The following is a 23,888-nucleotide window of genomic DNA, read 5'->3' on the forward strand; positions in this document are numbered from 1 at the left end:
GCAGCCGAGCATGGGCTCGGCTCTACAGGATCAACCCTGCCCGGCCAGCGCGCGCAGGGTAATGCCGACGATGTAGGCCAGGTACGTGCCGGTCGCATAGCCCATCGTGCCCAGCAGCACGCCCACCGGCGCCAGCGCCGGATGGAACGCGGCCGCCACTACCGGCGCCGAGGCCGGGCCACCGATGTTCGATTGCGAACCGATCGCGAAATAGAAGAACGGCACCTTCAGCAGCTTGCCCAGGCACCACAGCAGCACGATGTGCACGGCAATCCAGATCAGGCCGAGCAGGAACAGCCACGGGCGATCCAGCAGCGCCAGCAGATCCATCTGCATGCCGATGCAGGCGATCAGGAAATACAGCAGCAGCGAGCCCAGCCGCGAGGCGCCCGCCCCTTCCAGGGTACGTGCACGGGTGAAGCTCAGGCTCAGGCCCAGCGAGGTCGACAGCACCACCACCCACACGAACGGCGCATCCAGGCTGAACTGCGAAGCCCAGCTGACGTTGGCCTTGAACCACGCCGCCAGCGGCGCGCCGATGGCGTGCGACAGGCCCACGCCACCGAAGGCCACCGCCACGATCAGCATCAGGTCGGTAAGGCTGGGAATGCGCTCGTGCTCGGCCTGGAAGCGCGCGATGCGCTCCTTCAGTTCATCGATGGCCGACGTATCGGCGCCGCTGCGTGCATCAATCTTCGCGGCGCGCCCGGCCAGGAAGATCAGTGCCGCCATCCATACATAACCCACGCCGACATCGACCACCGCGAACTGGCCGAAGGTGGTCGCGTTGACGTCGAACACTTCACGCATGGCCAGCATGTTGGCGCCGCCACCGATCCAGCTGCCCGCCAACGCGGCCATGCCGGCCCAGGTGTCACCGGCCACGGTTTCCGGATGCACCGCGCGCATCAGCAGGAAGGCCACCACCGCGCCGAGCATGATGCTGGCCGACGCGCCCAGGTACATCAGCACCAGCTTCGGGCCCAGCCGCAGGATGCCCTTGATGTCCACCGCCAGCGTCAGCAGGATCAGCGCCGCCGGCAGCAGGATGTCGCGTGCGATCGGGTTGTAGAGCTTGGTGTTCTGGCCATCGATGAGGCCGACGGTGTTGTAGATGCCGGGAATCAGGTAGCACAGCAGCAGCGCCGGCACGAACGTGTAGAAGCGCTTCCACAGGCCCTGCTCGCGCGAGGCGGTCCAGAACACGGCGCCGAGGGTGGCGGCGATCAAGCCGAAGACGACGATGTCGTTCTGGATCATGCAGGGGCTCTTGTAGAGCCGAGCCATGCTCGGCTGCTGTTGGCGAAGGTGTGCCGACCAACGGTCGGCACCCACCGGCGGGAACATCGGCACCCACCGTCGAAAACAAAAGCGCCGCCCCGAAGGGCGGCGCTGCAACCATCAGTTGCCGATGTGCTGCTTCAGCCAGGCATTGACGGTGTCATGCCACAGGATGCTGTTGTTCGGCTTCAACACCCAGTGGTTCTCGTCCGGGAAGTACAGGAACTTCGATTCGATGCCCTGGCGCTGTGCAGCGGTGAACGCAGCCAGGCCCTGCTCGACCGGAATGCGGAAGTCCTGCTGGCCGTGGATGACCAGGATCGGCTTCTTCCAGTCCGCCACGTGGTTGACCGGGTTGAACTTCTCGTAGTTCGCGGCCTTCTGGTACGGGGTACCGCCCTGCTCCCACTCGGTGAACCACAGCTCTTCGGTGGCGTAGCCCATCATGCGCTGGTCGAACACGCCGTCATGGTTGACCAGGCACTTGAACGGGCTGTTCCAGTTGCCGGCGATCCAGTTGACCATGAAGCCACCGTAGCTCGCGCCCAGCGCACAGGCCTTGTCACCGTTGAGGAAGGAATACTTCTTCAGCGCCGCGTCCCAGCCCTTCTGCAGGTCTTCCAGCGGGCGGTCGCCCCAGTGCTGGCTGATCGCATCGGTGAAGGCCTGGCCATAGCCGGTGGAACCGTGGAAATCGATCATCACCACCGCGTAGCCCTGGCCCGCGTAGGTCTGCGGGTTCCAGCGGTAGCTCCAGCCGTTGCCGAAGCTGCCCTGCGGACCGCCGTGGATCAGGAACGCGACCGGGTACGACTTGCCTTCCTGGTAGTTGTGCGGCTTGACCACGTAGCCGTGCACGGTGTCGTTGTTCCAGCCCTTGAACTCGAACTGTTCGTAGTCACCGAAGGTCACGTCCTTCAGTACGTCGCCAGCAGCCGGGGTCAGCGCGCGCAGTTCGCCGATGGCTTCGCCCGCGGCCGGCAGCAGGCCGACCAGTACCTGGTCGTTGCTCTTCAGGCTGTTGCGGGTGATGGCCACGCTGTTGCCGGCCACGTCGACAGCAGTAACGCTGCCATCGCCAACCAGCTTGGTGGCCTTGCCGCTGGCCACGTCGATCTGGAACAGCGGGTGTTCGCCGAGGTCATCGGCAGTGGTGTAGATGCTGGCACCGTCGGCGGACAGGGCGATGCCGCCAGCCGAACGATCCCACTGCGGGGCGATCTCGCGCGTCTTGCCGCTGGCAACGTCCATCGCCATCAGGCCAAAGCGATCGGCTTCGAAGCCCGGGCGCTTCATCGCACGGTAGAACAGGGTTTTGCCGTCGGCGCTGAACACCGGGCCGGCATCCCAGGCCGGGTTGGACGCGGTCAGGTTGACCGGTGCCTGCTTGCCCGCGGCGTCGAAGCGGTACAGGTCGAAGTTGGTCGACCACGGCTCCTGCTTGCCGGCCACACGGATGCTGGCCACCACGCTGGCACCATCCGGCGACCACGCGAAATCATCGTTGCCACCGAACGGCTTGGACGGCGCGTCGCCATCGATGGTCGCGCTCAGTGCAGAAGCGCCCTTGACCGCGCCGGCCTTGGCCGACGGCAGCGGCGCCACGAACAGGGTATTGCGGCGGCCGTCGTTCCAGGTATCCCAGTGGCGCACGAACAGCGAATCGAAGACCTTGCCGCTGGCCTTGGCGCCGGCCACGTCCTTCAGCTTCTTCTCGGTGCACGCCAGATCCGAGGCGCAAGCCTGGAACACGCCAGCGCTGAACAACACGCGGTCGTCCTGCGGCGACACGTGGTAGCTGTCCACGTCCACCGGGAAGTCGGTCAGCTGGCGCGGAGCACCGCCGCTGATCGGCTGCGCGTACAGCTGCTGGCTGCCGTTCTTGGCGCTGAGGAAGTACACGGTCTGGCCATCGGCCGACAGCGAAGCGGAATTGACACTCCAGCCAGCCGGGGTGATCTGCTTCGGCGGCGCCGCATCGCGGGTGCGCAGGTTGCGTGCGAACAGCGCGGTGGAGGCCTTCAGGTTGGCGTCGACGCTGCGCTTGGCGAACACCACGGTGCCGCCGTCAGCGGTCAGTACCGGCGCGGAGACGCGGTCCATGGCCACCATGTCGCGGACTTCCAGGCCACGGGCAGCGGCAACGCTGGGCAGGGCGGCCAGCAGGCTCAGTGGCAGCAGGGCATGACGCAGTTTCATCGGGGTCTCCGCAGGACGGCAAAAAACCGATGTTAGGCCCGTGCGGCCGGGGCTGCCAAGGCCATCGGTCATGCCTGCGGGCGGCAATCGCCAGAAACAGCAAACCGCGCCGTAGCGCGGTTTGTGGGGACACGGGGGTCGGATCCGATTCCGGCGGAATCGGCTCTGATCCCAGACGCTGTCAGCGTGGGGTCAGAGCCCTTCCCTCCGGGAAGGGATCCGACCCCCTGCATTACGCCTTGGCGTACTTGCCAGTGCGGTAGATCAGCCAGCCGACCAGGAACAGCACGGCCAGGCCGATCCACTGTGCGCCCGGCAGGTGGAACGGCACGGCCAGCACGTCTGCGCGGCTGCTGACCACGATCGGAATCGCGATGGCGATGCCCATCAGCGCCTCGCCGGTGATCAGGCCGGCAGCGAACAGCACGCCCGGCTTGTGCACGCGGTCGCGGCCTTCTTCGTCATCGGCGCGCACCTTGTGGAAGCGCTCCACCAGGTGGGCAATCAGGCCACCGAGGAAGATCGGCACCATCAGTTCCAGCGGCAGGTAGATACCGATGGCGGCGGCCAGCACCGGCACGCGGAAGCGTGCGTTGCGCGACTTCAACCAGCTGTCGAAGGCGATGATGGCGGCGCCGACCACGGCACCGATGCCGATGAAGGTCCACGGCAGTTCGCCACCGAACAGGCCCTTGGCCACCGAGGCCATCAGGTTGGCCTGCGGTGCAGCCAGCGCGTTCGGGTGCAGCTCGGACTTCACGCCGATGCCGTAGGCGGTTGCCAGCAGGTTCAGCACCGGGGCCATGATCAGTGCGCACGAGAACGCGCCGATACCCAGCATCAACTGCTGCTTCCACGGGGTGGCGCCGACGATGTAGCCGGCCTTGAGGTCCTGCAGGTTGTCACCGCCGACCGCCGCAGCGCAGCACACCACCGCGCCGATCATGATCGCAGCCACCGCACCCAGCGGCGCACCGCCGGCACCGACCGGCTTGAGGCCATCGGCGCCCAGCAGCACCACCAGCACGGCCGAGGCGAACAGGATGGTGGAGATGGTGATGCCCGAGACCGGGTTGTTGGACGAACCGATCAGGCCGGCCAGGTAGGCCGAGACCGACACGAACAGGAAGCCGGCGACGATCATGATGAGGGTCATCGGGATCGACACGTGCCACTGGCCGACGATGGCCTGGTACAGGGCCAGCAGCGGCAGCACGAAGACCACCAGGGCCACCAGCATCCACTTCATCGGCAGGTCGCGCTCGGTGTGCGCCAGCACCGGGCCGCCGCTCTTGCGGGCGGCTGCAAAGCCGCTCTTGACGCCGTTGAGCAGCGACTTGCGCAGCGAGATCAGGGTCCAGATGCCACCGATCAGCATCGCGCCGACGCCCAGGTAGCGCATCTTCGCGCCCCAGATGGCGAACGCGGCTTCGGTGGACGAAGCGGTGGCGACCGACGCGGCCAGTGCCGGATCGGTGTTCATGAAGAACGCCTGGTAGATCGGAATGGCGATGTGCCAGGTCAGGATCGAGCCGGACACCACCACGATGCCGACGTTGAGGCCGACGATGTAGCCCACGCCCAGCAGTGCCGGCGACAGGTTGGTGCCGATGAAGGCGGTGACCTTGGAGCTGCCGACGTAGGCCGAAGTGGCCCAGGCATCGGGAATCAGGCGCATGCCGCTTTCCGCGGCCAACTTGACGAAGGCGCCGATCACCGCCGACAGGCCGAGGATCTTCAGGCCCGGGCCCGGGTTCTCACCGGCCTTGAGCACTTCGGCCGCCGCCTTGCCCTCCGGGAACGGAAGCGGGTCTTCGACGATCATCGAACGGCGCAGCGGCACCGAGAACAGCACACCCAGCAGGCCGCCAAGGCCGGCGATGCCCAGCACCCACCAGTACTTGAAGTCCGGCCAGTAGCCCATGATCACCAGCGCCGGAATGGTGAAGATCACACCGGCGGCGATTGACGAGCCGGCCGAGGCGCCGGTCTGCACGATGTTGTTTTCGAGGATGGAGCCACCGCCCAGCAGGCGCAGCACGCCCATGGAAATCACCGCGGCGGGAATGGCGGTGGCGATGGTCAGGCCTGCGAACAGACCGAGGTAGGCGTTTGCGGCCGACAGCACCACCGCCAGCACGATGGCCAGGGCCACTGCGCGGAAGGTGAGCTGCTTGGGCGCAGCGTCGTGGTTCATGGAAGCCCCTGCTGGCAAAAAATCCCTGCCACGCTAGCGTTCAGGACAGATCAAGTCCAGCGTGCCAAAGGATGGGGGCGTGTGCTGCAGCGCAATGGGCCAGTACGTGGACCGGCAATCGACCGACCCGGCAAAGTCCGGTTGGGCACACAGTAAATGATATGTTATATCTTAATGCTACCTTGTTGTTACTGCATCGCATGCCCCCTTCCCCCTCCCCTCGCCTGGCCTCCATCGACCAGCTGCGCGGCACCGTGATGCTGTTGATGTTGCTGGACCACGTGCGCGAGACCTTCTTCCTGCAGCACCAGGTGAGCGACCCGATGGACGCGGCGACGGTCTCCCCTGCGCTGTTCGCCTGCCGTCTGCTGGCCCACCTGTGCGCGCCCGTGTTCGTCCTGTTGACCGGTCTTTCGGCCTGGCTGTACGGCCAGCGCCAGGCGGATCCGCGCCGGGCCACGTCCGCCTTCCTGCTCAAGCGCGGCCTGTTCCTGGTCGTGCTGGAACTGACCCTGGTGAACTTCGCCTGGACCTTCCAGCTGCCGCCGGACACGCTGTACCTGCAGGTGATCTGGGCCATCGGCCTGAGCATGATCGCGCTGGGCGGCCTGTTGTGGCTGCCCCGTCCCGTCCTGCTGGTGGCCGCGGTCGCGGTGGTGGCCGGGCACAACGTGTTGGATGGTGTGCGGACGGAAGGCAACGGGCCGCTGCCGGTGCTGTGGAAAGTGCTGCATCAGCGCGACTGGATCGAGGCCGGTGCGCTGCGCCTGCGCACGTCCTATCCGCTGCTGCCCTGGATCGGGGTGATTGCGCTGGGCTACCTGATGGGGCCGTGGTTCGGTCGCGAGCGCGCGCCAGAGCAGCGCCAGCGATGGCTGCTGTGGGCAGGCATCGGCGCACTGGCCCTGTTCGCACTGCTGCGATTCGCCAACCAGTACGGGGATGCACCGTGGCAGTACCAAAGCAGCACGCTGCGCACATGGATGAGCGTGTTCAACATCACCAAGTACCCGCCGTCGCTGCAGTTCCTGCTGTTGACCCTGGGCGTGGGGCTGTTGCTGCTGCGCCTGTACGAATGGCCACCCCTGGCGCGTGCGCTGCGCCCGCTGGCCGATATCGGCGCCGCGCCGATGTTCTTCTACCTGCTGCACCTGTATGTGCTGAAGGGGCTGTACCTGGCCGCGCTGGCAATCTGGGGACCGACGCACGGTGACCTGTACGCGCTGGATTCGGTGGCCGGCCTGCTGCTGGTGGCCTGTGCGCTGGCGGTGGTGCTGTACCCGCCGACGCGGGCCTTCGCGCGGTTCAAGGCGCGAAGGCGTGACCTGGCTTGGCTGCGCTACCCGGTGCGTGCCTGCGGCACGCGCCTATAATTCCGCGATGAATTCCACTGCTATCGCTTCCGACGACTTCCTGGGCCATCCCAAGGGCGTCTACGTCTGCTTCTTCACTGAAATGTGGGAGCGCTTCTCCTTCTACGGCATGAAGGCGCTGCTGCTGCTGTACCTGACCAAATACCACCTGTTCGGCGACAAGGCCGGCCTGGACCTGCTCGGTGCCTACGGCGGCCTGGTGTACTGCATCCCGGTATTCGGCGGCATGCTGGCCGACCGCTGGCTGGGCATGCGCCGGGCGGTGCTGTTCGGCGGTATCCTGCTGGTGCTCGGCCACCTTGGCATGGCCTTCGAAGGCCACGCCGCGTACCGGGTGAACGGCGAAGTGGTGCGCGACACCTCGGCACTGGCGGTGACCTACCTGTCGCTGGCACTGATCATCATGGGCGTCGGCTTCCTCAAGCCGAACATCTCCACCATCGTCGGCAAGCTGTACGCCAAGGACGATCCGCGCCGCGATTCGGGCTTCTCGCTGTTCTACGCCGGCATCAACCTCGGCGCGCTGTTCTCCTCGCTGGTGTGCGGCTTCCTCGGCGAGGCCTATGGCTGGAAGTACGGTTTCGGAGCAGCCGGTATCGGCATGCTGGCCGGCCTGGCGATGTTCCTGTGGGGCCAGAAGTACCTGCAGGGCCATGCCGAACCGCCGCAACCGGCGGCACTGAAGCAGAAGGTGCTGGGCCTGCCGCGCGAATGGCTCATCTATCTGTGCGCGGTGCTCGGTGTGCTGCCGGTGGCGTGGCTGATGTGGGCCGCCGGCAATGGCGCATTCGCGCTGGGCGGTGAAATCAGCCTGGCGCTGATGCTGATGCTGGTGGTGCTGGGCGGCGTGCTGGTCTGGTTCGCCTGGTTCACCGGCAGCAAGTGCACGCCGGTGCAGCGCCAGCAGATGATCGCGCTGATGGTGCTGATCTTCATGGCGCTGGTGTTCTTCACGATGTACGAGCAGTCCTACGGCTCGTGGGTGACCTTCACCGACCGCCTGCTGACCAAGGACATCGTGCCCTCGCTGGTGATCACCGGCGGTACGCCGCTGCCGTGGTCGATCATCTCGCTGCTGCTGGCACCGCTGGGCTTCGTGGTCAGCGCGCGCCTGTCCGAACGGCGCCCGGGTTCGGCTGCGCCGCGCACGTTCTTCGCCGCCATCGTCGTGCTGATGCTGGTGCTGCTGGTGCGCGACTGCCTGGTGATCCCGCAGACCGCAGGCTCGCTGACCTACCTGGGCGGCCTGTTCCTGGTGCTGCTGGCACCGGCCTTCGCCGCACTGTGGACGTGGATGGACCGCCGCGGCTGGGAACCGGGCAAGCCGGTCAAATCGGCCTGGGGTCTGGTGATCGGCGCGCTGTCGTTCGTGCCGCTGGCACTGGCCGCACAGCAGGTCGGCGCTACCGGCGAGATGGCCAGTGTGTGGTGGCTGGTGCTGGCCTACTTCCTGCTGGCCAGTGGCGAGATGTGCCTGTCGCCGGTCGGCCTGTCGGCGGTCACCCAGTTGGCCGTGCCGCGGGTGATGAGCCTGATGATGGGCACCTGGTTCCTGGCCACCGCATTCTCGGAGACGCTGGCCGCGCTGTTCGGCAAGCTGGCCGCGATCGAGGTGCCGGAAGGCGAATCGCTGGACATGGTGGCCGCCGCCGGCGCCTATGCGCACCTGTTCTGGCTGCTGATGTGGATCGGCCTGGGCTGTGCGCTGGCCGCCTTCATTGCCGCGCCGCTGCTGAAGAAGATGATGCACGGGGTCAAGTAAGCCCGCTGCAGGCGAAATCCGGGGCGGCGGATCGATCATCCGCCGCCCCCGGCTTGTTCAGGGCGCGCTGCTCTTTTCCGCCGGCGTGGCCTGCGCGGCCACCTGTCCCCCCAGGCTGCGCGAGAGGAAGGCCAGCAACCTGCTGTAGTACGTGCGTTGATTGGCAGGAGAATAGAAACCATGCCCTTCGTTCTTGACGAACAGGGTTTCCACCGGCGAGCCGGCCTTCTTCAACGCAGCTTCCATGCGTTCACTGTGCACGATCGGCGCACGCTGGTCCTGCCCTCCTGCGGCCAGGAATACCGGTACCCGCACCTGCGCGGCCAGATTCACCGGGGAACGCTCTGCCAGATCCTTGGGCGATCCCAGCCAGTTGCGCAGATAGGCCAGGCCTGACTCATCACTCTGGATGTCTCCACGGGCGTACATCAACGGCAGGTCGTAGATGCCGACGTAGCCTGCCGCGCACTGGTAGAGGCCCGGCTCGCGCACCGCCCCCATCATTGCCGCATAGGCCCCGTAACTGGCCCCGTAGATGCAGATGCGGTTCTTGTCGGCCACGCCCTGTTCGATCGCCCAGCGCGTGGCATCGGTGACGTCATCCTGCATCGACAGTCCCCATTGCTTGCGCGCGGCCTGCATGTGGGCCCGGCCATAACCGGAAGAGCCGCGGAAATTCACCTGCAATACCGCGTAACCTGCCGCCGCCAGCATCTGCGCCTCGGCGTCATAGGCGCCGTCGTCGGCAACACCGATCGGACCTCCGTGCGGCACCACCACCATCGGCAGCGCACGGGCCTCGCGGCCGTGCGGGACGGTAAGGAAGCCATGCAGCGGACGCCCATCGCGCGCCTTCAGGCTGATCGGACGCACCTCCGCCGCCAGCGCGGGGTCGATCCAGTCGCTGCGGCTGATCAGGTGCCGTGCACTCTTGCCAACCGTGTCATAGAGATAGAAATCGCCCGGATTGCTGCCTGACCAGGTTTCCACCAGCACCGTCCTGCCATCGCGCGTGCTGGAGGTGATGTAGGCCGCTCCGCCCAGGCCCGCTTCGAGGCTGCGGTAAAGGCGGGCTTCGTTCGAGGCGTCATCGAAGAATGCCGTTCGCGGCGCACTGCCAAGGAACAGTGCCCCGACCGGCACGCGGCTGCCGGGGCGCCGGATGATGCGCGCCGGGTCGGCGCTCTCATCGCGCAGCACGGTGCGTCGTTCATTGCTCTGGGGGTCCCAGCTGACAATGGCATCGGGTCCGTCTGCCTGCTCGACCTGCAGGTACGCCAGGCGACCGTCGGCCGAGAAGCCGAGGGGCAGCTCGATGCGCTTGCTCAGGGATTCATCGTTGAGCAGGATCCAGTCGCTGTTGCTGCCTGTGCGGTAGTAGAGCTTCTGCGTGCCATCGGTAACGACAGCGCGCGCGAAACGCACCTTACCCTGCTCATCGATCGTGAAGTCCGCATCGGGGATGGGAGCCCGTGCCACCGCGTTGCGGCGACCGGTGATCACATCCATGCGCTCGACCTGGGCATGCGAACTGCCGACCAGCGGGATCACCGTCACCAGTGCGTTGCGATCGTCATCCTTGAGTTCGTCGCTGAGGTACGCGGCCACCAGGCCTGCCGGTTTGACCTTGATGTTGGTGCCCAGGCTCTGGTCGGCAACCCGGTAACCCACCAGCAGCTCGCCGCCCTTGCCGTTGGCATTGATACCGAACAGTTCGCCGGTCGGCGTCGGCCGGTCCAGCACGCCGAACTTCTGTGCCATGCCCACCAGCAGCCGCTCGTTGCTGACCCAGTCGAAGGTGTGGGCGTGATCGTTGCGGGGCGGGCGGAAGCTGCCGACCATCTTCATGTCGGCAATGCGATAGATCGCCAAGGCGGTTCCCGCCTCCAGCGGAACCGTCGCGGCGATGTACTCGCCCCCCGGCGAAATCTTGATGTCGGTAAACGACTCCTGCCGCAGATAGCGATCCAGGTCCAGCGCTGCGGCCGATGCCCCACCCACAACCGCTCCCAACAGTACAGCCAGCACAATCCTGCGCATCCTTCCCCCATGGAAAACCGGACACCCTGTCCGGATGCACGATTCTAGGCACGTGACCGATTGCCGCGCCACATCGGCAGAAAAAACGACGGCACCGTTGCCGGTGCCGTCGTTACCACTACCTTGGAGAGAGAGTCAGGACGTGGGTTCGGGGGGCGTGCGCCGGGTCAGTGGACCCCGCGCACCGCCAACGTGAGGGCCAGGATGCTGAGGATCACGGCAATGGTGCCGTCGAGCACGCGCCAGGTACTGGGCTTGGTGAACAGCGGCGCCAGCAGGCGTGCACCCAGGCCCTGCGCGGTCAACCACAGGCAGCTGGCGGTGACCACGCCAGCGGCGAAGGCCATGCGGGCGTTGCCGAAGTTCTCGGCGATCGAACCGATCACCATCATGTCCAGCCAGAAGTGCGGGTTGATCAGCGAGAAGCCGACCGCAGCCATCAGCACCGCGCGGCGGCTGCCGTCGTCACTGTCGGCCTCGCCCATGCCACCGCCACCGGCGATCGCACGGCGTGCCGACTTCATTGCGTACCAGGCCAGGAACGCGACACCCGTCCACAGCACGGCGGTGGTCAGCCACGGCAGTGCCGAGGTGAGCGTGCGCAGGCCGGCCACGCTGGCGAAGATGAAGATCGCATCGATGGCCGCACAGGTGGCAACCACCGGCACGATGTGCTTGCGCAGGATGCCCTGGCGCAGAATGAAGGCGCTCTGGGCCCCGACCACGGCGAACAGGCCGATGCCGGTAGCTGCACCAGAGAACCAGGCACCGAGGCCGGTGCTGGCGGAGATGACCGAGAACATGGGATTCACTGCCTTTACTTGCTTGGGGGGACGGTGCCTCGCGAAGGCGGACAGCACCGGAACGGGCGCCATTGTCGCGCCGCAACATGAAAAAGACGAGCTAAACTTCCTAAACCAACATTAGCGGAACTTAATTCGATGCGTATCGACCATGCCCAGCTGCGCGCCCTGGCCGCGGTGATCCGCGAAGGCAGCTTCGACCGCGCCGCACAGTCGTTGAATGTCACGCCCTCGGCCATCTCGCAGCGGGTCAAGGCGCTGGAGGACCGGGTCGGCCGCCTGCTGGTCAAGCGCGGCACTCCGGCCACCGCCACCGCCGAGGGCCAGGTGCTGGTGCAGCTGGCCGAGCAGACCGCCCTGCTCGAACACGATGCCCTGCACCGTATGGGCCTGGCCGACGAGGACCTGCCCCAGGCAAGCATCCCGGTGGCGGTGAACCACGACAGCCTGGAGACCTGGTTCCCGCAGGCCGCCTCGCAGTTTGCGCAGAGCACCGGCACCACACTGGACCTGCGCGTGGAAGACCAGGACCACACCGTCGAACTGCTGCGCCAGGGCACGGTGCTGGGCGCGGTGACCACCCTGGATGAGCCGGTGCAGGGCTGCCAGATCCACGCGCTGGGCAGCATCCGCTACGCGGCGACCTGTACCCCCGAGTTCCGCGAGCGCCATTTCGCCAAGGGCGTAACCGCGCAGGCGCTGGCGCAGGCCCCGGTGCTGGTATTCAACCGCAAGGACGACATGCAGTCGCGCTTCGCCCGGCGCATGGCGGGCGACGACCTGCCCAGCACCGCGCCGACCTGGTGGATTCCGTCCACCCGCGCCTTCGTGCAGGCCAACCTGGGCGGCATGGGCTGGACCATGAACCCCCTGCCCTTGGTCAAGCGGCATCTGGACGCCGGGCGACTGGTCTACGTGCGCCAGCGCGCGTGGGAAGACGTGCCGCTGTACTGGCAGCATTGGAAGGGCGACGTGCAGACCATGGCCCTGCTGACCCGCGCGGTGCTGGACGCCTCCTCCGCGCTGATCCGGCGCAAGCGCTGAAAAGGGGACGGAGGGGATTAAGTCGTTCAAGAACCAAACGACATATCGGGCAAAGACGACTTAATCCCCTCCGTCCCCTTTTTGCTCCATCCAATCTCCACGCAACCTCCACACCGGGTCCATGCGTGATGCGGATACTGGTCGGCCGATCACTGCAAGGATGCCCTGCATGCCTGTATTCGTCCGCGATGCGCGCCCCGAAGATGCCGCCGCCTGCATCGACCTGCGCGGGCGCACCCGCGAGAACGCCTTCAGTGCCGCCCAACTGGCGGAACTGGGCATCACCGAGGACAGCTGGGCGGCCGGCATCGCCCAAGGCGATTCGATCGGCCGCGTCGCCTGGGAGGGCGAGCGCATGGCCGGTTACTGCTTCGCCGACCGCGACAGCGGCGAGGTGCTGGTGCTGGCCCTGCTGCCGGACTACGAAGGCCGCGGCATCGGCCGCCAACTGCTGCAGGACGTGGTGAGCCTGACCCGCGATGCCGGCCACCGGCGGCTGTTCCTGGCCTGCTCGGCCGACCCGCGATCGCGCTCGCACGGCTTCTACCGCCGCCTGGGCTGGCGCCCGACCGGCGAGATCGACGACGCCGGAGACGAGATTCTGGAGCTGGTCTGATTGAAGGCGTCGCCAGGCATGACCTGGCGCTATGGGTGACGGGGCCGCGAAAGGTCGGATGCTGCGTTGCATCAAAAAAGGACCGGAACCGGTTAGAATCGCGCCAGGATGTTGCAAGGCGTTGTTTCTTCACGCCCTTTCCCTGCTTCATGCGCATCCTGACCTCCTCCCCTCCGCCAACGATCCCGCCCCCATGAAGAAATTTGGCAAGGCCCTGCTCGCCCTGCTCGTGCTGCTGTTGCTGGCCGCCGCGCTGTTCCTGTACTGGCCGCTGACCCAGCGCTCGGTGCCCGCCGCCAGCAACGACAAGCCCGTCGACGTTGTGCTGGTCGGCGCCGGCATCATGAGCATCACCCTGGCCACCTACCTGCAGGAACTGCAGCCGGACTGGAACATCCAGGTCTACGAACGCCTCGACGGCGTCGCCGGTGAAAGCTCCGATGGCTGGAACAACGCCGGCACCGGCCACTCGGCGTTCGCCGAACTGAACTACACCCCGGAACTGCCCGACGGCAGCATCGAGACCAAGCGCGCGGTCGGCATCGCCGAATCGTTCGAGGTCTCGCGCCAGTTCTGGTCGCACCAGGTCAAGCAAGGCCGGCTGAGCCAGCCCAGCGACTTCATCAACCCGACCCCGCACATGAGCTTCGTCTGGGGCGATGACAACATCGCCTACCTGCACAAGCGCCAGCAGGCCCTGGTGAAGAATCCGCTGTTCTACGGCATGCAGTACTCGGAAGATCCGGCGCAGATCAAGCAGTGGGCCCCGCTGCTGATGGAAGGCCGTGACCCGAAGCAGAAGGTTGCCGCGACCTGGATGCCGCTCGGCACCGACGTCAACTTCGGCGTGATCACCCGCCAGCTGACCACCGGCCTGCAGCGCAGCCCGAACTTCAGCCTGCATCTGAACCATGAAGTGAGCGCGCTGCGGCAGAACGCCGACAAGAGCTGGAACGTGACGGTGAAGGACCTCAAGGCCGGCACCGAATCCACCACCCACGCCCGCTTCGTGTTCATCGGTGCCGGTGGCGCCGCGCTCAAGCTGCTGCAGATGTCCGGCATTCCGGAATCGAAGGACTACGCCGGCTTCCCGGTCGGTGGCCAGTTCCTCGCCTTCCAGGGCCAGGACGTGACCTCGCGCCATGGCGTGAAGGCCTACGGCATGGCCGAGACCGGTTCGCCGCCGATGTCGGTGCCGCACCTGGATGCGCGCAAGCTGGACGGCAAGCCGGTGGTGCTGTTCGGGCCGTTCGCGCTGTACAGCACCAAGTTCCTCAAGCACGGCTCGTGGTGGGACCTGTATTCCTCGGTCACCCACAACAACGTCGGCCCGATGCTGGAAGTGGGCAAGGACAACCTGGACCTGGTGCAGTACCTGATGGGCCAGGCACGCCTGAACGATGCCGACCGCCAGGCCGAGCTGGTCAAGTACTTCCCCAATGCCAAGCCGGGTGACTGGAAGCTGATCACCGCCGGCCAGCGCGTGCAGATCATCAAGCGCGATCCGCTGAAGGGCCCGGTGCTGCAGTTCGGTACCGAGATCGTGACCGACAAGGACCACACCCTCGCGGCCCTGCTCGGCGCCTCGCCGGGTGCGTCGACCTCGCCGCCGATCATGCTGGACCTGATGGCCAAGGCCTTCCCGGACCAGATGAAGGCCGGTTGGGAAGCGCGCCTGCGCGAGATCGTGCCGTCGTACGGGCGTAAGCTCAACGACAGCGCCGCGCTGGTCAACGAGATCCGCACGCTGACCAGCCAGACCCTGCACCTTCCCTACCTGGAAGTGCCGGTGGATGCCAACGCGGCAGCACCTGCACCGGCCGCAATTCCGGCTCCGGCGCCGGCCAAGGAAAAGCGAAACGCCAACGAGGAACTGCAGGCGCTGTAAGCCTGCGCGTTCCTTGCGATGCAGACGGACGGCCACCTTCGGGTGGCCGTTCGTTTTTTGGGGCGGCTCCCTGCTGTAGAGCCGAGCCCATGCTCGGCTCCAGCAAAAAAGCAGCCGAGCATGGGCTCGGCTCTACAGAAGGCGATGCCTGGTGCCGGAAAGCCGATGCACGATGACGCGAATTGTAATGTTGTTAAGAATTATTTACATTTGCGTCCTACGCAGTGACCGCGCCCCTCCCAGATGGACCTGATGTGCCCGAAGCCGCCGCCCCGGGTACTGGACGACTGCTGCCGCCCTTCCCCGCTTCCAAGCCTCGAGCCCACCATGTCCCTGACCCTGCGTAACCGCCTGCCCCGCCGCGCGCTGCTGCCGGCTGCCCTGCTTTCGTCGTTGTCCCTGCTGGCCGCGCCCAGCGCGTTCGCCGCCGCCGATGGTGCTGCCGATGCCAAGACCCTGGACCGGGTCAGTGTGCGTGCCGAGCAGTCCGCTCCGCCATCCAGCACCACCCGCCTGCCGATCACCCTGCAGGAAACCCCGCAGTCGGCCACGGCGATCAGCCTCAAGCGCCTGCAGGACGAATCACTGTTCAGCATCAACGATGTGATGCGCAACGTCACCGGCGTCAGCGTGTCCTTCTATGACACCCAGCGCCCGCTGTACTACGCGCGTGGCTTTGCCATCACCGACTTCCAGGTCGATGGCATTCCCACCTACAGCGGCTCCACCAACCAGGAATACGACACCGCCTTCTACGACCGCATCGAAGTGATCCGCGGCGCCAACGGCCTGCTCAGCGGCGCCGGCGTGCCGTCGGCCACGGTCAACCTGCTGCGCAAGCGTCCGGGCAAGGAATTCGACGCATCGTTCTCGGTCAGTGCCGGCAGTTGGGACTACCGCCGAATGGAAGCCGACGTGACCGCACCGCTGACCGCCGACGGCCGTTTCCGCAGCCGCGTGGTCGCCGCCTACACCGATCGGGGCCTGTATTACGACCGCTACGACGAGAACAAGATGGCCGGCATGGCGGTGCTGGAAGGCGACGTCACCAACAGCACCACGATCACCCTCGGTTACCAGAGCCAGGACAACAACCCCACCGGTTCAACCTGGGGCACCGTGCCGTTCTTCGACAACCAGGGCAACTTCGCCCACCTGCCGCGTTCGACCAACCTGTCGCCGAAGTGGAGCTACTGGAAGCGCGAGAGCAACACCGCGTTCGCCAACCTGGAACAGCGCTTCGGTGACAACTGGCTGCTGAAGATCAACACCGCCTACACCCGTGGCAACGTGCAGAACGTGCGCCTGTACGGCACCGGCAACCCGGACCCGGTGACCGGCTCGGGCATCTTCCTGCGCGCGGCCGCCGGCGATTCCAAGGACACCCGTCGCAATGTCGATGCCTACCTGTCCGGCAGCTTCGACCTGTTCGGTCGCGAGCACGACCTCACCGTTGGCGCGCAGTGGTCGGACCTGGAAGGCACGACGAATACCCTCGCGCTGAACTACCCGACCGACTGGGCGCGCTGTGGCAGCGAACGCTGCTACTACATCCCCAATGTGTACAGCTGGAACGGCGACATCTCCGAAGTGACCTACCGCCGCACCGGCGCGCGCCGCGTGGCCAAGACCACGCAGAGTGGTGTCTACCTGGCCACCCGTCTGCGCCTGGCCGATCCGCTGTCGCTGATTGCAGGCGCGCGCCTGAGCCGCTGGGAAACCCTCAGCCGCTCGTACAACGCCGCAGGCGCCTACACCGGCACCAGCGGTGCGTACAAGGTGAGCGATGAAGTCACCCCCTACGTGGGCCTGGTCTACGACATCACCCCGAACGTGTCGGCCTATGCCAGCTACACCGAGATCTTCAACCCGCAGAACTTCAAGGACCGCAACGAGAACCTGCTGGCACCGGTGCAGGGCTCGAACCTGGAAGCAGGCATCAAGACCCAGTGGCTGGATGGCCGCCTGACCGCCAATGCCGCCGTGTTCGAGGCCAAGCAGGACAACTACGCGGTGCGCGACATGGGCGTGCCGGAGGGTTCGCTCAGCGATGGCACCTCCGCCTACGTCGGCGTCAACGGCACCAAGGCGCGCGGCTGGGAGATGGACGTCAACGGCGAGATCCTGCCGGGCTGGACGGTCAATGCCGGCTACACCCACGTCAAGGTCACCCGCGCGGCTACCGACCTGCTGTACGCCAATCCGCCGAAGGATCTGTTGCAGCTCAACACCCAGCTGCAGCTGCGCGGCGCCCTGGAACGCCTGAGCGTTGGCGGCGGCCTGCAGTGGCAGAGCAAGGTGCAGGGCTACAACATCGCCTACCCGCTGGGCGGCACGGTCACGGTGAACCAGCCGGCCTACATGCTGGTGCACTTCAATGCCAACTACCGCATCAGCGACAGCTGGACCGCAACGCTGAGCGTGCGCAACGCACTGGACAAGACCTACTGGGCGAATCTGGACTACAACAACTACGGCGAACCGCGCTTCGTGTCGGCCAGCCTGCGCTGGAAGTTCTGAGCCACCCGCAAACCGGTGGGTGCTGACGGTTGGTCGGCACACCGCAATCCTGGATGGGCCCGCCTTCGCGCGGGCCCTTCTTTTTGCTGCACTGCAGGTTGCACCCCTCGTCGTAATTATGCCGTAATTACATCGACACCAATCGGAAGCCGGTCGATGAACCCGAGCTGGGATACGTTGGAACGCAGCCGCCAGGCCCGCCTGGAACGTGCCGCGCCGTGGGCCCGGGGACGCGAGGTCGCCGCCACCGATGTGGGCGAGCTGCTGCACGCACTGCTGGAGCCAGGCGACAAAGTCTGCCTGGAGGGCAACAACCAGAAGCAGGCCGACTTCCTCGCCCAGGCCCTGGCCGACCTCGACCCGGCACGGGTGCACGACCTGCACATGGTGCAGTCGGTGCTGTCGCTGCCCTCGCACCTGGATGTATTCGAGCGTGGTATCGCTTCGAAACTGGACTTCTCGTTCTCTGGCCCGCAGTCGGTGCGGTTGGCCAACCTGGTGGCTGAAGGGCGCATCCAGATCGGTGCCATCCACACCTACCTGGAACTGTTCGGCCGCTACTTCATCGACCTGACCCCGCGCGTGGCCCTGGTCGCCGCGCAGGCCGCAGACCGCCACGGCAACCTCTACACCGGCCCGAACACCGAAGACACGCCGGTGATCGTCGAAGCCACCGCCTTCGGTGGCGGCATCGTCATTGCCCAGGTCAACGAAATCGTCGACACCCTCCCCCGCGTCGACATTCCCGCTGACTGGGTCAACTTCGTGGTACAGGCACCGAAGCCGAACCATATCGAACCGCTGTTCACCCGCGACCCGGCGCAGATCTCCGAGATCCAGGTGTTGATGGCGATGATGGCCATCAAGGGCATCTATGCCGAGTACGGCGTCAACCGCCTCAACCATGGCATCGGCTTCGATACGGCGGCCATCGAACTGCTGCTCCCCACCTACGCCGAATCGCTCGGCCTGAAGGAAAAGATCTGCCAGCACTGGGCACTGAACCCGCATCCGGCGCTGATTCCGGCCATTGAATCGGGCTTCGTGAAGTCGGTGCACTCATTCGGTTCGGAACTGGGCATGGAGAAATACATCGCTGCGCGAGGCGATGTGTTCTTCACCGGCGCCGATGGCTCGATGCGTTCCAACCGCGCGTTCTCGCAGACCGCCGGCCTGTATGCCTGCGACATGTTCATCGGTTCCACACTGCAGATAGACCTGCAGGGCAACAGCTCCACCGCCACCCGCGACCGCATCGCCGGGTTTGGCGGTGCACCGAACATGGGCTCGGATGCGCGCGGTCGTCGCCACGCCAGCGATGCCTGGATCAAGGCCGGGCAGCAGGCCGCGCGCCCGGGCGAGATGCCGCGCGGGCGCAAGCTGGTGGTGCAGATGGTGGAGACCTTCCGCGAGCACATGGCGCCGGCCTTCGTCGAACGCCTCGATGCGTGGGAACTGGCCGAACGCGCGGACATGCCACTGCCGCCGGTGATGATCTACGGCGACGATGTCAGCCATGTACTGACCGAGGAAGGCATCGCCAACCTGCTGCTGTGCCGCACGCCGGAGGAGCGCGAACAGGCGATCCGTGGCGTGGCCGGCTATACCGCCGTGGGCATGGGCCGCGACCGCGCGATGGTGGAGAACCTGCGCGACCGCGGCGTGATCCGCCGTCCCGATGACCTGGGCATCTCCGTGCGCGATGCCAGCCGTGACCTGCTGGCGGCGCGTTCGGTGAAGGACCTGGTGCGCTGGTCCGGCGGACTGTACGACCCGCCCAAGCGCTTCCGCAACTGGTAAAGGGCTGAGCATGGAAACCCTCGACTATCGATTCGAAGGACACACTGCGGTGCAGTTTCCGCGCGATGCGGTGCTGGTCGGCGTACTGGCCTCGGGCAACCTGGAAATCCTGCTGGAGCCGGCGGCGCAGGACGGCGCGATGACGGTACGCATCATCACCGCCGCACAGGGCTTCGGGAACGTGTGGCAAGCGGTGATCAGCGACTTCGCAGAGCGTCATCCGCTGCGCGATGTACGCATCTCGATCAACGATGCGGGTGCAACTCCGGCGGTGGTCAGCCTGCGACTGGACCAGGCCGTGGAAACCCTGCTGGCCGGAGGCACGCCATGAGCCACGTGCAACGCCACAGCTATTACGAAGCCGATGCACGCGAACGCATCGCCGGCCTGGTCGATGCCGGTTCGTTCCGCGAATTCCTCGGCCCCGCACGGCGCGTGATGAGCCCGCACCTGGCCCAGCTCGACCAGCCGGCTGCCTTCGACGATGGCATCGTCGTCGGCGAAGCCACGCTGCAGGGAAGACGCGTGCTGCTGGCCGCACAGCAGGGTGAATTCATGGGCGGCGGCGTGGGCGAGGTGCATGGCGCCAAGTTGACCGGGCTGCTGCGCCGTGCGGCGGCAACCCGCCCTGACGGTGTGCTGCTCCTGCTCGACACCGGCGGCGTGCGCCTGCACGAAGCCAATGCAGGGCTCATCGCCATTTCCGAGATCATGCGCGCCACCCTGGACGCGCGTGCAGCGGGCGTGCCGGTGATCGCGCTGATCGGCAGCGGTAACGGCGCCTTCGGCGGCATGGGCATCGTGGCCCGCTGCTGCAGCACGGTCATCATGTCCGAAGAAGGACGCCTGTCGCTGTCCGGGCCGGAAGTGATCGAGACCGTGCGTGGCGTGGAAGAGTTCGATTCCCGCGACCGCGCACTGGTCTGGCGCGTGACCGGTGGCAAGCACCGCTACCTGATCGACCAGGCACAGGTGCTGGTGCCCGATGCGATCGGCGCGTTTGCGCAGGCGGCCTTTGATGCGCTGCAGCCAGACACCGCAAGCACCGACACCGACGCGGCGCTGGCCGCGTTGCAGGCACGCCACGCCGCATTGAAAGCGCGCGTGGACGCATGGGGCGACTGCAACGATGGCCTGCAGATCTGGGCACGCCAGGGCATAGCGGACCCAGAACGCCTGGCGCTGCTGGAAACCGATGCCTTCCTTGCTGCCACCGCTCACCGGAGCCTGCCATGAGCATGCCATTGACTACACTGCTGGACGCGCTGTTCCCGCGTGGCCACGCAATCGCGGTGAACGATTCGGTACTGACCGGAACGGCAACCACCGACGACGGCGAAGTGACGGTGATCGGCACCACCGACAAGATCGAAGTGGGCGTGGACCATGCCCTGGTGCTGGCCGACACCGTGCTGGCCAGCACCGCTGCACATCCGCAGCGTCCGATCGTGATGCTGGTCGATACCGCAGGCCAGCGGCTGGCGCGCCGCGACGAACTGCTGGGCATCAACGGCTACTTCGCCCACCTCGCACAGACCCTGGACCTGGCCCGCCGTCGTGGTTCGCGCCTGGTCACGCTGGTCTATGGCGAATCGGTCAGCGGTGGCTTCCTGTCGTTCGGGCTGATGGCCGACCACATCCATGCCCTTCCCGATGCGCAGGTGCGGGTGATGGACCTGCGCGCGATGGCACGGGTGACCAAGCAGCCGCTGGAAAAACTGCAGGCACTGAGCCTGACCTCGCCGGTGTTCGCGCCGGGCGTGGAGAACTATGTAGCGATGGGCGCAGTGCAATCGCTGTGGGATGGCGACCTGGCGCGTCACCTGCTGGATGCACTGCGCGCACCCGCCGACGGTGACCATCGCGCGGCGCTGGGCGCCGAACGCGGTGGCCGCACATTGGCTGCGCAGGTGGCCGCTGCCGTGAGCCAGGGCAATGCCTGAGCGGCCTGCCCGGCACACGCTGGTCTGGCTGTCGGCCGATGCCGATTGGCGGGCCGACGTGCCCACGCACGAGCCGCGCCTTGCCGCATGGCTGGCGCAGGGCTTGCCTGCGGTGGTGGCGCGTCGTGCAGCGGATGATCCCGATCCGCGCCTGCGACTGGGCATTCCATTGCCACCGGCCGAAGGCAAGCAGCGCCTGTCGTTGCGCGTACCGCTGCACGACGTCGCTCGCATGCACGCGCCGCCGGCATTGAGTGAGCTGCTGGCAGCGGGCGACGCCGTTGTTCCGCAGGCGTGGCAGGAATCACTTCACGACCTGCAGTCACTGGCCCCGGCCCGGGTGTTCGGCGCCTTCGCCTGGCAATGGCTGACCGCCCTGCCCTACGTGCATGAGCGTTCGGACATCGACCTGCTATGGCAGGTGACCGATGCCGCGCAGGCCGAGGCGCTGACAGCGCAGTTGCTGGCATGGGAGACCCGCCATCCGCATCGTCTCGATGGCGAGCTGTGCCTGCCCGATGGCGGCGCGGTGAACTGGCGCGAACTTGCCGGCCGCAGTCGCCAGGTGCTGGTGAAACGTCTGGACGGAGCCGCATTGGAGGCGCGCGATGCGCTGTTCGCCCCGTGCGAGGCGATCGCATGATTGCCGCCCGCAAGCAGATTCCTGCACTCGGTATGGTGGTCGACAGCGCACGCCTGGGACGGCTGGCCATTGCCAGCCTGCACACCGAGCTGGCCTGCGCCCCGAAACCGGGCCTGATCACGCCGTTCAACAGCGGCAGCCATGACGACATGGATGCCAGCACCTTCCTGCGCAGCCTGTTTGCCCTGCGCCACTACTTCACTGCGGTGGCCAGGGCCGGTGCCGCGGGTGCCCCCTTCACGGTGCTGCGCGATCACGGCATTGCGGCCGAAACGGCCATGCTGGCCGCCACCGGCGGCATCAACACCCATCGCGGTGCGATCTTCAGCCTTGGCCTGCTGGTGGCTGCCGCTGCAGAGCGCAGGCGCGTGCATGGCCATGCAGTACCCGCCGCGCAGGTGTGTCTGGCGGTCCAGCAGTGGAAGGACGCGCTCATCGCGGCGCCACTGGACCCGCACAGCCCGGGACAGCGCGCGCGCGCACGCCATGGGGTCAGCGGTGTGCGCGAGCAGGCTGCCGCCGGCTACCCGGTGCTGCGCGAGCTGGCCCTGCCCACCCTGCGCCACGCGCTGGACAGCGGCCTGCCGCGCGATGCCGCGCTGTGCCACACGCTGATGCAGCTGGTGGCACAGGTGGACGATCTGAACCTGCTGCACCGTGGTGGCGCCGAGGGCCTGTGTTGGGCGCAGCAACAAGCGAGCGCATTCCTTTCCTCGGGTGGCGCCTTCGCGCCGGACTGGCGCATGCGCCTGCAGTCCATGGGCGATGCCTTCGTGATGCGCCGGCTCAGCCCGGGCGGCAGTGCCGATCTGCTGGCCTGCGCGTGGTTCCTGCTGCAGCAGGAGGATGCATGAGCCTGGCCCTGCTCTGCCCCGGACAAGGTGCGCAGCATCCGGCGATGTTCGACCGCGTGCGTGGCATCGCCGCTGCACGCGCGGTACTGGATGCGGCGGGCGATGTGCTGGAACGCAACGTGTTCGCTGCCGCAGCCGCCGACGACCGCTTCGACAACGCGCAGGCGCAACCGCTGCTGTGCGCCGCCAGCATTGCGCAATGGCATGTAATGCGCGACACCCTGCCGAGCCCGATCGTGCTGGCCGGGTACAGCATCGGCGAACTGGCAGCACACGCCATCGCCGGCAGTTTCGATGCCACCACCTGCCTTTCGCTGTCGGCCCAGCGCGCGCGTTTGATGGATGCTGCCAGTCCCGCCGGTGCGGGCATGCAGGCGATCCTCGGCCTGGATCGACAGACGCTGCAGCCACTGTGTGACACACACGGCGCGTATGTAGCCATCGCCAACGGCGCAGATCATTTCATCGTTGGCGGCACGCAACAGGCACTGAATGCGCTGGCCGCTGCCACGCATGTGCAGGGCGCGGAGGTGCGCCTGCTGCCGGTGCATGTGCCGGCGCACACGCCCCTGCTGTCGGCGGCAGTCGAGCTGTTTGCCGCAGCGCTGCAGGCGACCACACTGCATGCTCCTCGCCTGCCACTGCTGGCCGGCATCGATGCACGGCCAGTACGCGACACTGCGACGACGGTGCATACGCTGTCCGCGCAGCTGGCGCAGACCATCGAATGGGCGCAGGTGATGCGCCAGGCCTTCGAGCGCGGCGCGCGTGTGTTCCTGCAGCTGGGCCCGGGCAACGCGCTGGCACGCATGATCGCGCCGGCCTATCCGTGCTGCGAGGTGCGCGCGATCGAGGAATTCCAGAGCCTGGACGGCGCGGCGGCGTGGGTCCGCAGCGCGCTGCAGCGGCTGCAGTAACGGGTTTG

General features: G+C 66.6%; 18 protein-coding genes. 13 read left to right on the forward strand and 5 right to left on the reverse strand.

From position 1 onward, the window contains the following. Positions 1 to 30: 30 nt before the first annotated feature. The 3 genes from G5A07_RS04595 to G5A07_RS04605 form a co-directional block, all read right to left on the reverse strand. Entirely contained in the window at positions 31 to 1,260 is a 1,230-nt protein-coding gene (locus G5A07_RS04595; RefSeq protein WP_029550672.1) for a DUF819 family protein, read from the reverse strand. A 141-nt stretch (positions 1,261 to 1,401) separates the two neighbouring features. Continuing rightward, positions 1,402 to 3,480 carry a S9 family peptidase gene (locus tag G5A07_RS04600; protein ID WP_164190770.1) on the reverse strand — a complete coding sequence of 693 codons (2,079 nt, stop codon included), beginning with the start codon at positions 3,478 to 3,480 and terminating at the stop codon, positions 1,402 to 1,404. A gap of 232 nt (positions 3,481 to 3,712) precedes the next feature. Next, positions 3,713 to 5,677 carry an oligopeptide transporter, OPT family gene (locus G5A07_RS04605; RefSeq protein ID WP_010483387.1) on the reverse strand — a complete coding sequence of 655 codons (1,965 nt, stop codon included), beginning with the start codon at positions 5,675 to 5,677 and terminating at the stop codon, positions 3,713 to 3,715. A 200-nt stretch (positions 5,678 to 5,877) separates the two neighbouring features. On the opposite strand from G5A07_RS04605, the gene G5A07_RS04610 reads away from it, so the two are divergent. Together G5A07_RS04610 and G5A07_RS04615 are read left to right on the forward strand one after the other, a co-directional pair. Beyond that, positions 5,878 to 7,050 carry a heparan-alpha-glucosaminide N-acetyltransferase domain-containing protein gene (locus G5A07_RS04610; protein WP_049455602.1) on the forward strand — a complete coding sequence of 391 codons (1,173 nt, stop codon included), beginning with the start codon at positions 5,878 to 5,880 and terminating at the stop codon, positions 7,048 to 7,050. Between the two features lie 7 nt (positions 7,051 to 7,057). Then, positions 7,058 to 8,812: an oligopeptide:H+ symporter gene (locus G5A07_RS04615; protein WP_019336990.1), complete on the forward strand. Its 1,755-nt coding sequence runs from the start codon at positions 7,058 to 7,060 to the stop codon at positions 8,810 to 8,812. Between the two features lie 57 nt (positions 8,813 to 8,869). On the opposite strand, the gene G5A07_RS04620 is transcribed toward G5A07_RS04615, so the two are convergent. Continuing rightward, the gene (locus tag G5A07_RS04620) at positions 8,870 to 10,852 is read right to left on the reverse strand and encodes a S9 family peptidase (protein WP_191862931.1); all 1,983 of its coding nucleotides are present in this window, start codon (positions 10,850 to 10,852) and stop codon (positions 8,870 to 8,872) included. 167 nt (positions 10,853 to 11,019) lie between these two features. Then, complete coding sequence (locus G5A07_RS04625; RefSeq protein ID WP_005408523.1) at positions 11,020 to 11,655, reverse strand: LysE family transporter; 636 nt, start codon at positions 11,653 to 11,655, stop codon at positions 11,020 to 11,022. 138 nt (positions 11,656 to 11,793) lie between these two features. On the opposite strand from G5A07_RS04625, the gene G5A07_RS04630 reads away from it, so the two are divergent. From G5A07_RS04630 to mdcH, 11 genes are all read left to right on the forward strand, one after another. Further along, on the forward strand, positions 11,794 to 12,699 hold the full coding sequence (locus tag G5A07_RS04630; RefSeq protein WP_008267669.1) for a LysR family transcriptional regulator ArgP: 906 nt from the start codon (positions 11,794 to 11,796) through the stop codon (positions 12,697 to 12,699). A 169-nt stretch (positions 12,700 to 12,868) separates the two neighbouring features. After that, complete coding sequence (locus G5A07_RS04635; RefSeq protein ID WP_019336987.1) at positions 12,869 to 13,315, forward strand: GNAT family N-acetyltransferase; 447 nt, start codon at positions 12,869 to 12,871, stop codon at positions 13,313 to 13,315. 193 nt (positions 13,316 to 13,508) lie between these two features. Further along, positions 13,509 to 15,203 (forward strand): malate dehydrogenase (quinone), encoded by a 1,695-nt coding sequence (gene mqo, locus G5A07_RS04640; protein WP_191862932.1) that lies wholly within the window; start codon positions 13,509 to 13,511, stop codon positions 15,201 to 15,203. A gap of 327 nt (positions 15,204 to 15,530) precedes the next feature. Further along, the gene (locus G5A07_RS04645; RefSeq protein ID WP_191862933.1) at positions 15,531 to 17,723 is read left to right on the forward strand and encodes a TonB-dependent siderophore receptor; all 2,193 of its coding nucleotides are present in this window, start codon (positions 15,531 to 15,533) and stop codon (positions 17,721 to 17,723) included. Between the two features lie 156 nt (positions 17,724 to 17,879). Then, on the forward strand, positions 17,880 to 19,523 hold the full coding sequence (gene mdcA / locus G5A07_RS04650; protein WP_191862934.1) for a malonate decarboxylase subunit alpha: 1,644 nt from the start codon (positions 17,880 to 17,882) through the stop codon (positions 19,521 to 19,523). A 10-nt stretch (positions 19,524 to 19,533) separates the two neighbouring features. Beyond that, positions 19,534 to 19,854: a malonate decarboxylase acyl carrier protein gene (gene mdcC, locus G5A07_RS04655; RefSeq protein ID WP_010483411.1), complete on the forward strand. Its 321-nt coding sequence runs from the start codon at positions 19,534 to 19,536 to the stop codon at positions 19,852 to 19,854. Between the two features lie 5 nt (positions 19,855 to 19,859). Beyond that, positions 19,860 to 20,759, forward strand: a complete 900-nt coding sequence (locus tag G5A07_RS04660) for a biotin-independent malonate decarboxylase subunit beta (protein ID WP_177178889.1) — start codon at positions 19,860 to 19,862, stop codon at positions 20,757 to 20,759. A gap of 2 nt (positions 20,760 to 20,761) precedes the next feature. Continuing rightward, the gene (gene mdcE / locus G5A07_RS04665; protein WP_071305714.1) at positions 20,762 to 21,466 is read left to right on the forward strand and encodes a biotin-independent malonate decarboxylase subunit gamma; all 705 of its coding nucleotides are present in this window, start codon (positions 20,762 to 20,764) and stop codon (positions 21,464 to 21,466) included. Continuing rightward, entirely contained in the window at positions 21,459 to 22,109 is a 651-nt protein-coding gene (gene mdcG, locus G5A07_RS04670) for a malonate decarboxylase holo-[acyl-carrier-protein] synthase (RefSeq protein ID WP_191862935.1), read from the forward strand. The genes mdcE and mdcG overlap by 8 nt, the downstream gene beginning before the upstream one ends. Beyond that, on the forward strand, positions 22,106 to 22,963 hold the full coding sequence (gene mdcB / locus G5A07_RS04675; protein WP_071305651.1) for a triphosphoribosyl-dephospho-CoA synthase MdcB: 858 nt from the start codon (positions 22,106 to 22,108) through the stop codon (positions 22,961 to 22,963). Before mdcG ends, mdcB begins: the two co-directional genes overlap by 4 nt. Next, complete coding sequence (mdcH, locus tag G5A07_RS04680; RefSeq protein ID WP_191862936.1) at positions 22,960 to 23,880, forward strand: malonate decarboxylase subunit epsilon; 921 nt, start codon at positions 22,960 to 22,962, stop codon at positions 23,878 to 23,880. The genes mdcB and mdcH overlap by 4 nt, the downstream gene beginning before the upstream one ends. Positions 23,881 to 23,888 lie beyond the last annotated feature (8 nt).

This window comes from Stenotrophomonas sp. AS012628 (assembly GCF_010608305.1).
Lineage (GTDB): Bacteria > Pseudomonadota > Gammaproteobacteria > Xanthomonadales > Xanthomonadaceae > Stenotrophomonas > Stenotrophomonas geniculata.

Coding starts and splice junctions, on each gene's coding strand:
- G5A07_RS04595 (WP_029550672.1), bottom strand. CDS start 1,260: ATGATCCAGAACGACATCGTCGTCTTCGGCTTGATCGCCGCCACCCTC.
- G5A07_RS04600 (WP_164190770.1), bottom strand. CDS start 3,480: ATGAAACTGCGTCATGCCCTGCTGCCACTGAGCCTGCTGGCCGCCCTG.
- G5A07_RS04605 (WP_010483387.1), bottom strand. CDS start 5,677: ATGAACCACGACGCTGCGCCCAAGCAGCTCACCTTCCGCGCAGTGGCC.
- G5A07_RS04610 (WP_049455602.1), top strand. CDS start 5,878: ATGCCCCCTTCCCCCTCCCCTCGCCTGGCCTCCATCGACCAGCTGCGC.
- G5A07_RS04615 (WP_019336990.1), top strand. CDS start 7,058: ATGAATTCCACTGCTATCGCTTCCGACGACTTCCTGGGCCATCCCAAG.
- G5A07_RS04620 (WP_191862931.1), bottom strand. CDS start 10,852: ATGCGCAGGATTGTGCTGGCTGTACTGTTGGGAGCGGTTGTGGGTGGG.
- G5A07_RS04625 (WP_005408523.1), bottom strand. CDS start 11,655: ATGTTCTCGGTCATCTCCGCCAGCACCGGCCTCGGTGCCTGGTTCTCT.
- G5A07_RS04630 (WP_008267669.1), top strand. CDS start 11,794: ATGCGTATCGACCATGCCCAGCTGCGCGCCCTGGCCGCGGTGATCCGC.
- G5A07_RS04635 (WP_019336987.1), top strand. CDS start 12,869: ATGCCTGTATTCGTCCGCGATGCGCGCCCCGAAGATGCCGCCGCCTGC.
- mqo (WP_191862932.1), top strand. CDS start 13,509: ATGAAGAAATTTGGCAAGGCCCTGCTCGCCCTGCTCGTGCTGCTGTTG.
- G5A07_RS04645 (WP_191862933.1), top strand. CDS start 15,531: ATGTCCCTGACCCTGCGTAACCGCCTGCCCCGCCGCGCGCTGCTGCCG.
- mdcA (WP_191862934.1), top strand. CDS start 17,880: ATGAACCCGAGCTGGGATACGTTGGAACGCAGCCGCCAGGCCCGCCTG.
- mdcC (WP_010483411.1), top strand. CDS start 19,534: ATGGAAACCCTCGACTATCGATTCGAAGGACACACTGCGGTGCAGTTT.
- mdcE (WP_071305714.1), top strand. CDS start 20,762: ATGCCATTGACTACACTGCTGGACGCGCTGTTCCCGCGTGGCCACGCA.
- mdcG (WP_191862935.1), top strand. CDS start 21,459: ATGCCTGAGCGGCCTGCCCGGCACACGCTGGTCTGGCTGTCGGCCGAT.
- mdcB (WP_071305651.1), top strand. CDS start 22,106: ATGATTGCCGCCCGCAAGCAGATTCCTGCACTCGGTATGGTGGTCGAC.
- mdcH (WP_191862936.1), top strand. CDS start 22,960: ATGAGCCTGGCCCTGCTCTGCCCCGGACAAGGTGCGCAGCATCCGGCG.